13 protein-coding genes are annotated in these 14,262 nt (G+C 72.3%); 6 read left to right on the top strand and 7 right to left on the bottom strand.

Annotation, left to right across the window (positions count from 1 at the left end; all coding sequences use genetic code 11):
• Positions 1-382 precede the first annotated feature (382 nt).
• Positions 383-1,489: an XdhC family protein gene (locus ACZ3KP_RS03860; RefSeq protein ID WP_467496771.1), complete on the top strand. Its 1,107-nt coding sequence runs from the start codon at positions 383-385 to the stop codon at positions 1,487-1,489.
• Between the two features lie 19 nt (positions 1,490-1,508).
• Here ACZ3KP_RS03860 and ACZ3KP_RS03855 read toward each other — a convergent pair whose 3' ends face one another.
• Positions 1,509-2,009, bottom strand: a complete 501-nt coding sequence (locus ACZ3KP_RS03855) for a metallophosphoesterase family protein (protein WP_467496051.1) — start codon at positions 2,007-2,009, stop codon at positions 1,509-1,511.
• Positions 2,010-2,114: 105 nt separating this feature from the next.
• Between ACZ3KP_RS03855 and ACZ3KP_RS03850 the strand changes: the two genes are divergently transcribed.
• From ACZ3KP_RS03850 to rfbC, 5 genes are all read left to right on the top strand, one after another.
• Positions 2,115-2,552: a MarR family winged helix-turn-helix transcriptional regulator gene (locus ACZ3KP_RS03850; RefSeq protein WP_467496049.1), complete on the top strand. Its 438-nt coding sequence runs from the start codon at positions 2,115-2,117 to the stop codon at positions 2,550-2,552.
• Positions 2,549-3,979: an MFS transporter gene (locus tag ACZ3KP_RS03845; protein WP_467496047.1), complete on the top strand. Its 1,431-nt coding sequence runs from the start codon at positions 2,549-2,551 to the stop codon at positions 3,977-3,979. Before ACZ3KP_RS03850 ends, ACZ3KP_RS03845 begins: the two co-directional genes overlap by 4 nt.
• Positions 3,980-3,987: 8 nt before the next feature.
• The gene (locus ACZ3KP_RS03840; protein ID WP_467496045.1) at positions 3,988-4,572 is read left to right on the top strand and encodes a hydrolase; all 585 of its coding nucleotides are present in this window, start codon (positions 3,988-3,990) and stop codon (positions 4,570-4,572) included.
• 150 nt (positions 4,573-4,722) lie between these two features.
• Positions 4,723-6,738, top strand: a complete 2,016-nt coding sequence (locus tag ACZ3KP_RS03835; protein ID WP_467496043.1) for a glycosyltransferase family 2 protein — start codon at positions 4,723-4,725, stop codon at positions 6,736-6,738.
• A 5-nt stretch (positions 6,739-6,743) separates the two neighbouring features.
• Positions 6,744-7,343 (top strand): dTDP-4-dehydrorhamnose 3,5-epimerase, encoded by a 600-nt coding sequence (gene rfbC, locus ACZ3KP_RS03830; protein ID WP_467496041.1) that lies wholly within the window; start codon positions 6,744-6,746, stop codon positions 7,341-7,343.
• A gap of 66 nt (positions 7,344-7,409) precedes the next feature.
• On the opposite strand, the gene ACZ3KP_RS03825 is transcribed toward rfbC, so the two are convergent.
• From ACZ3KP_RS03825 to ACZ3KP_RS03800, 6 genes are all read right to left on the bottom strand, one after another.
• On the bottom strand, positions 7,410-8,210 hold the full coding sequence (locus ACZ3KP_RS03825; RefSeq protein WP_358979281.1) for a class I SAM-dependent methyltransferase: 801 nt from the start codon (positions 8,208-8,210) through the stop codon (positions 7,410-7,412).
• Positions 8,207-9,088: a dTDP-4-dehydrorhamnose reductase gene (gene rfbD / locus ACZ3KP_RS03820; RefSeq protein WP_358979283.1), complete on the bottom strand. Its 882-nt coding sequence runs from the start codon at positions 9,086-9,088 to the stop codon at positions 8,207-8,209. The genes ACZ3KP_RS03825 and rfbD overlap by 4 nt, the downstream gene beginning before the upstream one ends.
• Positions 9,088-10,086: a dTDP-glucose 4,6-dehydratase gene (gene rfbB, locus ACZ3KP_RS03815; RefSeq protein WP_467496039.1), complete on the bottom strand. Its 999-nt coding sequence runs from the start codon at positions 10,084-10,086 to the stop codon at positions 9,088-9,090. Before rfbB ends, rfbD begins: the two co-directional genes overlap by 1 nt.
• A complete protein-coding gene (locus ACZ3KP_RS03810) occupies positions 10,083-11,150 on the bottom strand; it encodes a glucose-1-phosphate thymidylyltransferase (protein ID WP_358979287.1) in 1,068 nt (355 codons plus the stop codon). Before ACZ3KP_RS03810 ends, rfbB begins: the two co-directional genes overlap by 4 nt.
• Before the next feature lie 140 nt (positions 11,151-11,290).
• Positions 11,291-11,563, bottom strand: coding sequence for a hypothetical protein (locus ACZ3KP_RS03805; protein WP_467496037.1), 273 nt, complete (start codon positions 11,561-11,563; stop codon positions 11,291-11,293).
• Positions 11,564-11,630: 67 nt separating this feature from the next.
• Positions 11,631-14,075, bottom strand: coding sequence for a SpoIIE family protein phosphatase (locus ACZ3KP_RS03800; protein ID WP_467496035.1), 2,445 nt, complete (start codon positions 14,073-14,075; stop codon positions 11,631-11,633).
• Positions 14,076-14,262: the final 187 nt, after the last annotated feature.

The following is a 14,262-nucleotide window of genomic DNA, read 5'->3' as shown; positions in this document are numbered from 1 at the left end:
TGTCCTTCGGCATGGGTGGGATTCCTTCCTGGGTGGACATGCACGCAGCGCGCATCGGGTGGTCCTCTCCGGGTGACGTCGGGTCGGGAGCAGTGAGCAGTGCAGCAGGGGCGGTCCCCCTGCCGCAACGGATTAACGCCCCGGCTGGGGGACCGCCGCACCGGCAAGAGATGCTCGGCGTCGACTGCGGCCGGTCGCACCCGCCCCAGCGCTCGCCGGCTGTGCCGGGCTGCCGCGAGCACCGGGATGCCCGTCCCTGGCGCACCGTACGGGAGTCGCCGCGGCGCGGCGGGGAACCCGACCTGCTGCCCGGCGCGCCCGGGCGGACCTCCCTACGGCACGGCCCGGTCGCGCGGGGCCCGGGCCCGGAGAGGAGCGGATGGTGCGTGAGATCCTGCCGGCGTTGGCCGACTGGCACGCGGACGGGCGCCCGTTCGGTCTGGCCACGGTGGTCTCGGTGAGCCGCAGTGCGCCGCGCGGGCCCGGTGCGGCCATGGCGGTGGGCCCGGACGACGAGGTGGTGGGCAGCGTCTCCGGCGGCTGCGTGGAGGGCGCCGTGTTCGAACTGGCGCGGGAGGTGGTGGCGAGCGGCGAACCCCGGCTGCGGACCTTCGGCTACAGCGACGCGGACGCGTTCGCGGTGGGGCTGACCTGCGGCGGCGAGATCACCCTGCTGGTCCGGCCGGTGACCCCGGGCTCCGACCCGCAGCTCGGCGCGGTCGCGGCGTCGGTCGCCGCGGGCGAGCCGGTGACCGTCGCCACGGTCGTGGACGGGCTCGCGCCGCGCGGCGCGAGCCTCGCCGTCTGGCCTGACCGGGCGGCGGGCACGCTGGGCACGGGCGGCCTCGACGTCGCGGTCACCGCCGACGCCCGCGGCGAACTCGCCCTCGGCGTGTCGGTGCTGAGGCACTACGGTCCGCACGGCGAGCGCCGGGAGGACGCGGTCACCGTGTTCCTGCAGTCGTTCGCGCCGCCGCCCCGCATGCTGGTCTTCGGCGCGATCGACTACGCGGCCGCGGTGGCCCGCATCGGGGACTTCCTCGGCTACCGGGTCACCGTGTGCGACGCCCGTCCGGTCTTCGCCACACCCAAGCGGTTCCCGGCCGCCGTCGAGGTGGTCGTCGACTGGCCGCACCGCTACCTGGGCGGCACGGAGACCGACGACCGCACGGTGGTCTGCGTCCTCACCCACGATCCGAAGTTCGACGTGCCGCTGCTGGAGGAGGCGTTGCGCCGGCCGGCCGCCTACATCGGGGCGATGGGCAGCCGCAGGACCCACGAGGAGCGCCTGGCCCGGCTGACCGAGGCAGGTCTCACCGAGGCGCAGCTGTCCAGGCTGCGCTCCCCGTCGGGCCTCGACCTCGGCGCCCGTACGCCCGAGGAGGTCGCCGTGTCCGTGGCCGCCGAGATCGTCGCGCTGCGCTGGGGCGGAAGCGGCGCACCCCTGACGACGACCAGCGGCGCCATCCACCCGGCCACCGCCGGGTGAGCCCCCGCCCGGCGGCCGGTCAGCGCGGTGGCAGCCGGTGCAGGGTGACCTCGGTGAGGGTGCCGTCGGCGACGGTCGCGGTCAGGTAGGTGCAGTGGGGCTGGCGGCGGCGGTCGGTCGGCGAGCCGGGGTTGAGCAGCCGCAGCCCGCCCGGGGCGGTGGTGTCCCAGGGGATGTGGCTGTGCCCGAACACGAGGACGTCCAGGTCCGGGAAGCGGCCGGCGCAGCGGGCCTCGCGGCCCTGGGCGGCGCCGGTCTCGTGGACCACCCCGAAGCGCAGCCCGCCGAGTTCGGCGTACGCCACCTCGGGGAGCCGGGCGCGCAGGCCGGGGCCGTCGTTGTTGCCGTACACGCCGATGATGCGGCGGCTGCCGGTCTCCAGCAGGTCGAGGGTGGCCTCGTCGACCCAGTCACCGGCGTGGATCACGACGTCCGCACGCGGGAGTTCGGCAAGCAGCAGGTCCGGAAGCCGCTTGGCCCGCTTCGGGAGGTGCGTGTCGGAGGTCAGGAGCAGGCGCACGCCGTCAGCCTAACCGACCTGGAAAGATCTTTAGTCTGAACTGAACAGCTCCGACTGAACAGTTCAGACTGGACAGTTTCAGCTGACGGTTCTATGGTGGCCCGCATGACAGAGATCTCCGATACCGCGACCCGGGCGGCCCGCGACCTGCGGGTGATGTTCAGCAGGCTGCGCCGCCGCATCCGGGAGGTCGCCCGGGACGCGGACCTCACCCCGTCGCAGGAGTCGGCGCTGACCCTGGTGTCGAAGCACGGCGCGGCCACGGCCAGCGCGCTGGCCTCAGCCGAGGGGGTGCGCCCGCAGTCGATGGCCGCGACCCTGGCCGCGCTGGACCAGCACGGCCTGATCCGGCGCTCCCCGGACCCGTCCGACGGCCGCCGCCAGCTGGTGACCCTCACCGAGGCCGGCCAGGCCCGTGTCGAGGGCAACCGGCAGGCGCGCGACGAGTGGCTGGCCCGCGCCTTCCAGGACCGGTACACCGATGACGAGCGCCGCACCCTGCTCACCGCCATCGAACTGCTCGAACGGCTGTCGCGCCCGTGATACCCAGGCTCACCTCGGGCACCCGCGCGGACACCCGTCCGGCGCCCGCCGGCTTCGACCGGCGGCTGATCGCGCCGATGGTCCTGGGCTCCGTACTGAACCCGATCAACTCCTCGATGATCGCCGTGGCCCTGGTGCCGATCGGCATCGCCTTCGGGGCACCACCCGCCGAGACGGTGTGGCTGGTCACCGCGCTGTACCTGGCGACCGCGGTGGGGCAGCCGGTGATCGGACGGCTCGTGGACGTGTACGGGCCGCGCAGGCTCTACCTCTTCGGGACCGGCCTGGTGGGCGTCGCCGGACTGGCGGGCATGCTGGCGCCCTCACTGGGCGTGCTGATCGCGGCGCGGGTGCTGCTCGGGTTCGGCACGTCGGCCGCGTATCCGGCGGCGATGCGGCTGACCCGGAGCGAGGCCGAGCGCACCGGTCAGGACAGCCCTGCCGGGGTGCTGACCGCGCTCGCCGTGTCCGGCCAGACGGTGGCCGTGATCGGTCCGACGCTGGGCGGGCTGCTGATCGGCGCCGGCGGCTGGCACCTGGTGTTCGCCGTCAACGTGCCGCTCTCCGTGGCCTGTCTGGCCCTCGGCGTGAAGTGGCTGCCGAGGACCGCGGCCCCCGCCCGGCCCCAGCGCACGGACCTGGCCGGCATGGCCCTGTTCGCCGTCCTGCTGGTCTCGCTGATGCTGTTCCTGATGGGCCCCCGGGCCGACCGCTGGTACCTGCCCGCCCTGGCCGTCGTCACGGCCGCCGCGTTCGCGGCCCGGGAGCTGCGGGTGCCCGACCCGTTCATCGACCTGCGAGTGCTCGGCGGCAACGTGCCGCTCGTCGTCACCTACGTACGCCAGCTCCTCGCGTACACCACCTCGTACGCCTTCCTGTACGGCTACACGCAGTGGCTGGAGCAGGGCCGCGGGCTCGGCGCCTCCACGACCGGGCTCGTGCTGCTGCCGCTGTCGGCCGCCGCGCTCGTCACCGCCACGGTCACCGGCCGCCGGGAGGCCGTCCGCGGCAAGCTGGTGGCCGGCTCCGTGCTGCAGATCGCGGGCTGCGCGGCCCTGCTGCTGGTCGGCGCCGGCAGCCCGCTCTGGCTGCTGTTCGCGGTCGGCGCGCTGCTCGGCGTCCCCCAGGGGCTGCTCGGGCTCGCCGCCCAGACCGCGCTGTACCGGCAGGCCGACCCGGAGCGGATCGGGTCCGCCGCCGGGCTGCTGCGCACCTTCATGTACCTCGGCGCGCTCGGGGCCTCCGCCGCCACCGCGGCGTTCTACCCGCACCACGCCGACACGGGCGGGCTGCACGGCCTGGCCCTGTTCATGCTCGTCGGCTCCGCACTGCTGCTGGCGATCACCCTGCCGGACCGCTCGCTGACCCGGCTCACCCCTGAAACCCCCAAAAACACACAACCTTCTCAAGCCCATCGAAAGGCCTGATCCACCCCATGACTCTGAGCACCCTCGACCCGCGCACCGCCCTCGTCGTCGTCGACCTCCAGCAGGGCATCGTGGCCATGCCCACCCAGCCGTACTCCGGTGCCGAGGTGGTGGCCCGCGCCGCCGAGCTCGCCGCCGCCTTCCGCGCCAAGGACCTGCCCGTGGCCCTCGTCCGGGTCTCCTTCGCGGCCGACTTCGCCGACGCCGTGCCCGGCCGCACCGAGCGTCAGGCGCGCGGGCTCGCCTTCCCCGAGGGCTGGGACGTCGTGGTCGACGAGCTGTCCGGCCACGCCGGTGACATCCTGGTCACGAAGCACAACTGGAGCGCCTTCCACGGCACGGACCTCGACGTGCAGCTGCGCCGCCGGGGCGTCACCCAGATCGTGCTGGCCGGCATCGCCACCAGCATCGGCGTGGAGTCCACCGCCCGCGACGGTTACGCCCACGGCTACCACGTCACGCTCGCCACGGACGCCATGGCCGACGGCGACGGCGAGGCGCACCGCAACAGCGTGGAGCGGATTTTCCCCCGGCTCGGTGAGTCCGGCAGCACGGCCGAGGTACTGGAACTCTTGGCCAAGACCCACGGCTGACCAGGACATTTGACGCGCGGCTGACCCTTCACGACCCGGTCTTGACCGAGGGGTGCGACACGCCCGAGGTCGGGACCGGGTTAGCATTCGCCCACATGTACGTGCCGTCCAGGGAAACGGACGGCTTTATCCAGGGGGCTAGGAAGCCGGATGCCGGTCAAGGTGAGTGTTGTCGTCCCTGTCTACAACCCGGGACCCTATATCGAGGACTGCATCGCCTCGGTGCTGCGGCAGTCGCTGCCGCGCGACGAGTACGAGGTCATCTTCGTGGACGACGGCTCCACCGACGAGACCCCGGCCCGGCTGGACGCGCTCGCGGCCGAGCACCCGCACATCCAGGTCATCCACCAGGAGCCCTCCGGCTGGTCCGGCAAGCCCCGCAACGTCGGCATCGCCGCCTCCAAGGGCGAGTTCGTGATGTTCGTCGACAACGACGACTTCCTCGGCGACGAGGCCCTGGAGCGGATGTACGACTACGGCGTCGCCAACGAGGCCGACCTCGTCATCGGCAAGATGGCCGGCAAGGGCCGCCCGGTGCCGGTGGAGCTGTTCCGCCGCAACCACCCGCGGGCCACCGTCGAGAACGCCCCGCTGATGAGCAGCCTGACCCCGCACAAGATGCTGCGCCGGTCCTTCCTCGACCGCATCGGGCTGCGCTTCCCCGAGGGCCGGCGGCGCCTCGAGGACCACGTCTTCGTCGCCGAGGCCTACCTGCGCGCGTCGAACATCTCGGTGCTCAGCGACTACGTCTGCTACTACCACATCAAGCGCGAGGACGCCTCCAACGCCGGTTTCCAGCGCTTCGACCCGGTCGGCTACTTCGGCAACCTCCGGGAGGCCCTCGACGTCGTCGAGCGCTACACCGAGCCCGGCGCCAAGCGCGACCGGATGTTCCACCGCTGGCTGAACAACGAGATGACCGAGCGGCTGCGCGGCAAGCGGTTCCTCAACCTGCCGGACGACTACCGCAGGGAGCTCTTCGACGAGATCCACAAGGTGATCGCCGAGCGGATGGGCCCGTCCGTCTTCGCCCTGCTCGGCCCGGCCCAGCGGGTGGTCGCCGAGCTGGCCGCCGCCGGCCGCTACGAGGACGTGCTCGCCGTCGCCGAGTGGGAGGCGGCCGTCACCCCCTCGACAGCGCTGGAGCGGGTCGTCTGGGACGGCGGCGCCCTGAAGCTCGACTTCACCGCCGAGTACACCGCGGACGGTGCCCCGAAGACGTACCCGGCGGACACCGCCGTCGCGTCCGAGGGCCCGGCGGCGACGGCCGCGGAGGCGATCTCCCGGCTGGAGCGCGGCACCGCGGCCCGGTTCAACAAGGCCAACGTCGACCTGGTGGTGCGCGAGCGCGAGACCCACGCGCAGTTCTTCCAGCCGGTCGAGCTGACCCGCGAGACCGTGCCCGTCGAGGGAGAGGCCGACCGGGTGCGCCTGGTCGTCCGGGCCACGGCCACCGTGAACCCGGCCACCGCGGCCAGCGGCACCCCGCTGACGGCGGGCCTGTGGGACGCGTTCGTACGGCTGACGATCGGCGGCTGGACCCGGGAGCACCGGCTGTTCCCGGTGTCCAGGGATCCGCTCCCCGCGGTGCCGGTCCCCGGCGTGGTCGGTGGCCGGCGTGTGCTGCCGTACTGGACGGTCAAGAACAACTTCGCCCTCGACGTCGACATGGCGAGCAAGCGGCTCGGCTTCGGCGAGCTCAAGCCCGAGGACTTCACGGTGGCCGGGGACCGGCTGCGCGCGGTGCTGCCGTTCCACGTCGAGGGGGACGTCAAGGCGTCGGTGCGGCTGACCGGCCCCAAGCCCGCCGTCGAGGTGCTGGAGGTGCCCGCCACGCTGTCGCCCGCGGAGGGCGGCGGAGCGGTGCTGGACGCCCCGCTGCCGGTCCGGTCGCTCCAGGAGGGCGGCTGGCGGCTCGCGCTGGCCCTGCTCGCGGACGTGGCGGAGCCGCGCTTCTTCACGCTGCCGCTGGTCGTCCGCAACTCCCCCGCGGGCCTGAAGGTCGTCAAGCCGGCCGCGAAGAAGTCCGCAGCGGCCGTCACGGGCCCGAAGTCCGGGCCCGGCGCCGTCCGCAAACTGGCCCGCAAGCTCCCGCTGCCGGTGCGCCGCGCACTGGTCAGGGCACTCGGCAGGGGCAGGACGCCCGCACGACAGGAAGGCAAGTAAGAACCGTGCGACCGCTGAGCATCGAAGGCGCCTGGGTCCAGGAGCCGAAGGTCTTCCCCGACGACCGGGGCAGCTTCCACGAGTGGTTCAAGGCGGAGGAGTTCCGCGAGGCCCTCGGCTACGACCTCGACCTCGTGCAGGCCAACTGCTCGGTCTCCCGGCGGGGCGTCCTGCGGGGCGTCCACTTCGCCGACGTGCCGCCGAGCCAGTCCAAGTACGTCAAGTGCGTGCGCGGAGCCGTGCTGGACGTCATCGTGGACATCCGGGTCGGTTCCCCCACCTTCGGCCGCTGGGAGGCGGTCCGGCTCGACGAGGAGAACCGGCACGCCGTGTTCCTCTCGGAGGGGCTCGGCCACGCCTTCATGGCGCTGACCGACGACGCCACGGTGGTCTACCTGTGCTCGGCCGGGTACGCGCCCGGCCGCGAGCACGGCATCAACCCGCTCGACCCCGCGCTGGGCATCGAGTGGCCCGAAGGGTTCGAGCCGGTGCTGTCGGAGAAGGACGCCGAGGCCCCGTCCCTGGCCGAGGCGGAGAAGGCCGGCCTGCTCCCGTCGTACGCGGACTGCGTGGCGTTCTACGAGACCCTGCGGTCGGACGGCTGAACAGAGAATGCGAAAGGCGAGGCGCCACGACCCGGGGTCGTGGCGCCTCGCCGTGTCACGGAGGGCTCAGCCCGCTGTGAGCTGACGCAGCGCGCGGCTCAGTGGCTCCCAGCCTCGCTCTCGCTTGGTCCCCCTGTTGCGGGAGGCCACCAGGGGCTTCCAGAAGGACGCGCCGACCAGCTGCTCCGGGGTCACCGCCGTCGTCCTGCCGAGGATCGACTCCGGGACCTTCTGCGGGTCCGGAACCTCGAACTCCGCGATGATCTCGTCGTACTTGTCCTTGAGGACGGTGTTCGACGGGTCCGCCCCGAAGACGACGAGCTGGCCGGTGGGGGCCGTGTCGACCAGGACGGTCACCAGGTCGGGGCGGTACCGGTTGAGGATCTCGACGAGCTTGTAGACGTCGCCCGTCCACGCGTCCGTGTGGCGGTCACGGGCCGCCTCGTCGACGTTGCGCGGCAGCATGTCGTCGAAGACGATCACACTCGCCCAGTCGGAGTGCCGCTCGATGTTGATGAAGTCCCGCAGCGCGTACTCGAACAGGTGCATGCCGTCGATGAACGACAGGTCGAGCGTGGTCCGCTGCCAGTAGCCGAACGGGCTGCGGTTGCGCGCGACGTTGCGCAGCGGGTGACGGCCTCCCCTGAGGTGCGCCAGGGGGTTCTCCCTGGCGAAGAAGTCGTCACTGGTCGCCTTGGCGAGGTGCACGTCGCAGCGGATCTCCGAGACCACCTTGAAGGCGGGGTCGATCGCGATGCTGGGGACTCTGGAGAGCGTCAGACTGCGGCCGTCGTTGACACCGATCTCCAGGTAGTTGCGGTTCGCGCTGACCTTGTGGAGTTCCCGGAGGAACTCGTGCCTTTTCACTGGGACATCTCCTTGCGGATCTGGGGCAGTGCATCCTGCAATGCTGACCTCCAGTCCCGGGACGGCTCCAGACCGATCTCACGCCATCGGGCATGCCCCAGGGCGCTGTACGCCGGTCGGGGCGCGGGCCGGACGAAGGCCCGGCTGTCGGTGGGGCGCACCCGCTCGGGATCCGCCCCGGCGAGCCGGAACACCTCCCGGGCCAGGTCGTACCAGCTGGCCTCACCGGAACTGGTTCCGTGGAACATACCGTGAACATTGGCCCCTTGGGAGATCCTTGGGCCAAGCTGTGCAATACGTATGGCAAGGTCGGCGGTCCAGGTGGGCTGCCCGCGCTGGTCGTCGACGACGTCCACGGTGTCCAGCTTCTGCTCCAGCTCGAGCATCGTGCGGACGAAACTGCGGCCGTGCACGCCGTACAGCCAGGCCGTGCGGACCACGGCACTGGCACCCGGGAGCTCTTCCAGGACGGCGCGCTCGCCGGCCAGCTTGGTGCGGCCGTAGGCGGTCCTGGGCGCCGTGGGGTGGTCCTCCGGGTACGGTGTGCTGCGGGCCTCGCCGTCGAAGACGTAGTCCGTGGAGACGTGCACGAGGCGGGCGCCGTGCCGGGCGGCGGCACGGGCCAGCAGGCGCGGGCCCGTGCCGTTGATCAGCAGGGCCCGCTCCTCGTCGGTCTCGGCGTCGTCGACGGCGGTGTACGCGGCGCAGTTCACCACCAGGTCGGGCGTGTGCCCGGCGAGGGCCGACTCCACCGAGTCGGCGCTGGTGATGTCGAGGTCGTCCCGGCCGAGCGGCACGACCTCCTCACCCCGGCGCCGGAGTTCCTCGACCACGTCCTGGCCGAGCATCCCGGCCGCGCCGGCGACGAGCCACTTCATCAGTGCTTCTCCTGCTCCTTGCGGGACTCCAGGGCGGCACGCTCCTTGAGCGGCTCCCACCAGTCACGGTTGTCGCGGTACCAGGCGACGGTGTCGGCCAGGCCGGAGGTGAAGTCGTGCTTGGGGGCGTAGCCCAGCTCGTCGCGGATCTTGCTCCAGTCGACGGAGTAGCGCTGGTCGTGGCCCTTGCGGTCGGCCACCCGGTCCACGCGGTCCCAGTCGGCGCCGCAGGCCTCCAGGAGCAGGCCGGTGAGCTCCTTGTTGCTGAGCTCGGTGCCGCCGCCGATGTTGTAGACCTCGCCGGCCCGGCCGCCGGTGCGGACCAGGTCGATGCCCTGGCAGTGGTCCTCGACGTGCAGCCAGTCGCGGACGTTGCTGCCGTCGCCGTAGAGCGGGACGTTCTTGCCGTCGAGGAGGTTGCTCACGAAGAGCGGGATGACCTTCTCGGGGAACTGGTGCGGCCCGTAGTTGTTGGAGCAGCGGGTGACGCGGACGTCCATGCCGTGGGTGCGGTGGAAGGCCAGCGCCAGCAGGTCCGAGGAGGCCTTGGAGGCGGAGTACGGCGAGTTCGGCTGGAGCGGGTGGCTCTCGGGCCAGGAGCCGGTCTCGATGGAGCCGTAGACCTCGTCGGTGGAGACGTGCACGAACGGGCCGACGTCGTGGCGCAGCGCCGCGTCCAGCAGCGTCTGGGTGCCGACCACGTTGGTGCGGACGAACGCGCCCGCGCCGTCGATGGAGCGGTCGACGTGCGACTCGGCGGCGAAGTGCACGACCTGGTCGGCCTCGGCCATGAGCTTGTCGACCAGCTCGGCGTCGCAGATGTCGCCCTGCACGAAGGTGAGGCGGGGGTGCGACTCGGGCAGGTTGGTCAGGGTGCCCGCGTAGGTGAGCTTGTCCAGCACGGTGATGTGCGGCGCGTCGGGGCCGTCGGCGGCGAGCAGACCGCGGACGTACGTGGAGCCGATGAAGCCGGCGGCGCCGGTGACGAGGAGATTCATGAACGGATCTGCACCTTGCTGTGGTCTCCGAGAACGAGGCGGTGGGCGCTGGGGGTGCCGGGTGCCGGGGTCACCTCGACGTGCCGGCCGATCAGCGAGGACTCGATCCTGCCCACCCCGTCGATGGAGGAGTCCCGCAGCACTATGGAGAACTCCAGCTCACTCGCGGTGATCCGGCAGTTCTCCGCGACCGACGTGAAGGGGCCCACGTACGAGTCGCTGACGACGGTACCGGAGCCGATCACGACCGGACCGACGATCCGGGAGCCCGTGACGCGCGCACCGGCCTCGACGACCACGCGGCCGACGATCTGGGTGGCCTCGTCGACCTCGCCGTCGATGCGCGGCTCCTGCGCCTCCAGGACGGTCCGGTTGACCTCCAGCATGTCGACGACGTTGCCGGTGTCCTTCCAGTAGCCCTTGATCACCGTGGAGCGCACGTCGGCACGCTGGTCGATGAGGTGCTGGATGGCGTGGGTGATCTCCAGCTCGCCGCGCCAGGACGGCTTGATGGCGCGCACGGCGTCGTGGATGGCGGGCGTGAAGAGGTACACGCCCACCAGTGCCAGGTCGCTCTTGGGCTCCTGCGGCTTCTCCTCCAGGCCGACCACCTGCCCGTCGGCGTCGAGCTCGGCGACACCGAAGGCCCGCGGGTTGGGCACGTGCGTGAGGAGGATCTGGGCGTCGGGCCGGGTCTCGCGGAACTCGTCGACGAGTCCGCTGATGCCGCCGACGATGAAGTTGTCGCCGAGGTACATCACGAAGTCGTCGTCACCGAGGAATTCCCGCGCGATGAGCACCGCGTGGGCCAGGCCCAGCGGTTGCTCCTGGGGGATGTAGGTGACGTTCAGACCGAACTTCGATCCGTCGCCGACCGCTTCCTCGATCTCGGCGGCGGTGTCGCCGACGATCATCCCGACCTCGGTGACGCCCGCGGCGGCAAGGGATTCGAGCCCGTAGAACAGCACGGGTTTGTTCGCCACCGGCACGAGCTGCTTCGCCGATGTGTGGGTGATCGGCCGCAGCCGGGTTCCGGCACCGCCGGAGAGCACCAAAGCCTTCATTCGCTACACCTTATAGGTGAACATCTGATTGAGATGTTCTTCCGTTTTCCTGACTGGTCACGACAGTATGGCCCTGGTGGGGGTGCCATGTGACCACGAGGTGCCGCCAACCGGCTTTCCGCCCGTTTTGTGCGTCGATTTCAGGCTCCCGGATCGGCAGCCGCCCGTGCCACCTCCGCCTCCACCTCGGCCCGCGAGCGGCCCTGGTCGCGGGCGTACTCGCTCACCGCGGTCTGTTCGTCGCGGGCCAGGTCGCGCCAGGCGCGCAGGGCCGTCTCGTAGGTCGCCGACTGGGCGCCGCCGGGCGCCTGCCGGGCCGGCGGCCCGTAGGCGTCCCGCAGTTCCAGGACCATGTCGTGGGCCGTGTCGGCCGCGCGGTGCTTCGCCACCAGTTCTTCGAAGGTGTGTGCCACGACAAGACATTAAGAAGGCTCGGCCCGCGGCGCCTCCCGAGACGGCCGGAAAGGCACCGCCCGGTGCTCAGCCGTCGAGGACGAGGTCCGCCCACACCTGCTTCCCGCCGCTGACCGGTACGGTCCCCCAGGCGGCCGACACCGCCTCGACGAGCAGGATGCCGCGCCCGCCGGTGGCCTCCCAGCCGATGTTGGTGGGTTTCACCGGGCTGCGCGGCGAGGCGTCGGCGACGGCGATGCGCAGCCGGTGGTCGACCAGGGTCAGGTCGAGCCGGACCGGTCCTTCGGTGTGGATGAGGGCGTTGGTGACGAGTTCGGAGACCACCAGCAGGGCGACGTCCATGGCGTCGTCGGTGACGCCCCAGGAGCGCAGGCTGCGCTTGCTGAAGCGGCGGGCGTGTCGGGCGGCCTCCGGGACCCGCCACACCGTCCAGCTCTCCCGCAGCGGACGCACCGCCATGCCGTCGTAGCGCATCAGCAGCAGGGCCACGTCGTCGGCGCGGGGGGCGTTGCCGAGCAGGGCGTCGGCGACCAGGCCGAGGTGGGCGGGGTCGGAGCCGGCGAGGTCGCCGGCGAAACCCGCCATGCCGTCGTCGATGTCGGCGTCGGGCCGCTCGACCAGGCCGTCCGTGGTGAGGGCCAGCACGGTGCCGGGGCGCAGGCTGAGCTGGGTCATGGGGAACTCGGTCTGGGTCAGGACGCCCAGCGGGGGGCCGCCCTCGGTCTCGGCGATCTCCGTTGCTCCGTCCGGGTGACGCAGCACGGGCGGCAGATGCCCGGCGCGCACGCACCAGGCGGTGCCCTCCTCCATGTCGACGTCGACGTAGCAGCAGGTGGCGAAGAGGTCGCTCTCCATGTCCATCAGGAGCCGGTTGGCGTGCGAGACGACCACGTCCGGGGTGTGTCCCTCGGCCGCGTAGGCGCGCAGCGCGGTGCGCATCTGGCCCATCAGGGTGGCGGCGGCCGCGCTGTGGCCCTGCACGTCACCGATGACGAGGGCCACGTGGTTGTCGGGCAGCGGGATCACGTCGTACCAGTCACCGCCCACCTCCAGGCCCTGGGTGGTCGGCAGGTAGCGGGCGACGGCGACCGCGCCGGGCAGGGCGGGCAGCCGGCGGGGCAGCAGGGTGCGCTGGAGCATGCCGACGAGTTCATGCTCGGCGTCGAAGGCGTGGGCGCGCATCAGCGCCTCCCCGGCGAGGCCCGCGGAGGCGGTGAGCAGGGCGCGCTCGTCGGGTCCGAAGTCGTGCGGGCTGTCCCAGCCGATCAGGCAGGCGCCGGCCATCCGGCCGCCGGCCGGCAGCGGCAGGATGGCGAGACCGCCGGGGCCGACCTCGGCGAGGGCGGGTTCCAGGGTGGTCGGGGCGGGCCAGATGCGGGCGCGGCCCTCGCGCAGGGCGGCGGCCAGGGTGGGCATCGAGCGCACGGGCGCGTCCGGCCACTCGGTGCGCCACTCGCTGCGCCACAGCTCGGGCCAGGCCTCGGGGTCGGGCGGGTCGAGGACGGTCACGACCAGCCGGTCGTTCTCCAGCTCGGCCAGGGCGATCCGGTCGGCCTTGAGCGGTCCGCGCAGCGCGGTGACGACGGCCTGGCTGACGTCCTTGACCGTGCCGGCGGTGGCCAGGGCGGCGGCGAGCCGCTGGACCCGGGCCACGTCGGTGACGTCGGACCGGAGGGTGGAGGCGTCGTCGACGGTCCCGGCCAGCCGGGCCGGGCGGCCCTCGCCGCCGGGCACCAGCCGGCCGCGCAGTCTGAGCCACCTGGGCGGCCCCGAGGGCTGCAGGACGCGGAACTCCAGCTCGCGGTCGCCGATGGACATGTGGTCCGCCTCGACGACCGACATCAGGGCGGGGACGTCCTCGGGGACGGTGCGGGCCAGCAGCGTCTCGACCTTGCCGTCGAAATCACGGCGCTCCATCCGGAAGAGGTCCAGGATGCCGTCGCCGACCTCGATGCGGCCGGTGTCCATGGCGAGGCTGAACGCGTCGCCGGCCAGTTCGCCGGGGTCGGCGGCCGTGGGGGGCGGGCCGGGCAGGTGGACCGCGCCGGCCACGAGGTCCAGGCAGGCACGGTCCTCGGGACCGAATCCGTCGTCTCGTTCGCTGACGGCCACCAGAAGCCCGGCGCCGCCGGGCACCGGCAGGACGGCCAGGGAGAAGTCCTGGGCCGGGGTCCGCCGGGCCTCGGGGCAGTCGTTCAGTTCCGCGGGGCCGAGCCACAGGGGCCGGCCGCTGCGGTGGACCTCGGCGGCCGGGGACTGGCCCACGGCCGGGTAGGCGTCGCGCAGCCCGTACAGGGTGCGGGGCACGCCGGCGCACTCGGCGAGGCGGAGCACCGCTCCCTCGTCGCCGAGCGTGTACACCCCGGCGAACGCCGCACCGGAGAACACCAGCGCCTGTTCGAGCACGCGGCGAAGCCGCTCGGGTGCGCCGCGATCGCCGATGAGCGTTTCGAGGGCGATCTCGGCGCGATCCGTTCTCGTTCCGCGTACCGCAGCGCCCTCACTGACCACGCCGCCATTACAGCGCTTATGGGGCGTCCGCGCAGCCCCTGCGACCGTTCCGCGGAGACCGGCGGGCCCCCGCGCTCGAAACCCACCGAACATGTCTTGACCCGTGCGTTGTGCACGGTGACCTCGTGACAGACATGACTGTCCGCGACCGTGCGGCGCCTGAAAGTGTCAGGGGCGGTCCACGGAA

Source organism: Streptomyces sp. NPDC020958 (assembly GCF_055562175.1).
Note: the sequence above shows the minus strand (reverse complement) of the source record. Positions and strands in the feature narration are given on the sequence as shown.

Excerpts from the sequence above, each read along its gene's own strand:
- rfbD (WP_358979283.1), bottom strand. The coding sequence starts at position 9,088 with ATGAAGTGGCTCGTCGCCGGCGCGGCCGGGATGCTCGGCCAGGACGTG.
- ACZ3KP_RS03850 (WP_467496049.1), top strand. The coding sequence starts at position 2,115 with ATGACAGAGATCTCCGATACCGCGACCCGGGCGGCCCGCGACCTGCGG.
- ACZ3KP_RS03835 (WP_467496043.1), top strand. The coding sequence starts at position 4,723 with ATGCCGGTCAAGGTGAGTGTTGTCGTCCCTGTCTACAACCCGGGACCC.
- ACZ3KP_RS03840 (WP_467496045.1), top strand. The coding sequence starts at position 3,988 with ATGACTCTGAGCACCCTCGACCCGCGCACCGCCCTCGTCGTCGTCGAC.
- rfbB (WP_467496039.1), bottom strand. The coding sequence starts at position 10,086 with ATGAATCTCCTCGTCACCGGCGCCGCCGGCTTCATCGGCTCCACGTAC.
- ACZ3KP_RS03810 (WP_358979287.1), bottom strand. The coding sequence starts at position 11,150 with ATGAAGGCTTTGGTGCTCTCCGGCGGTGCCGGAACCCGGCTGCGGCCG.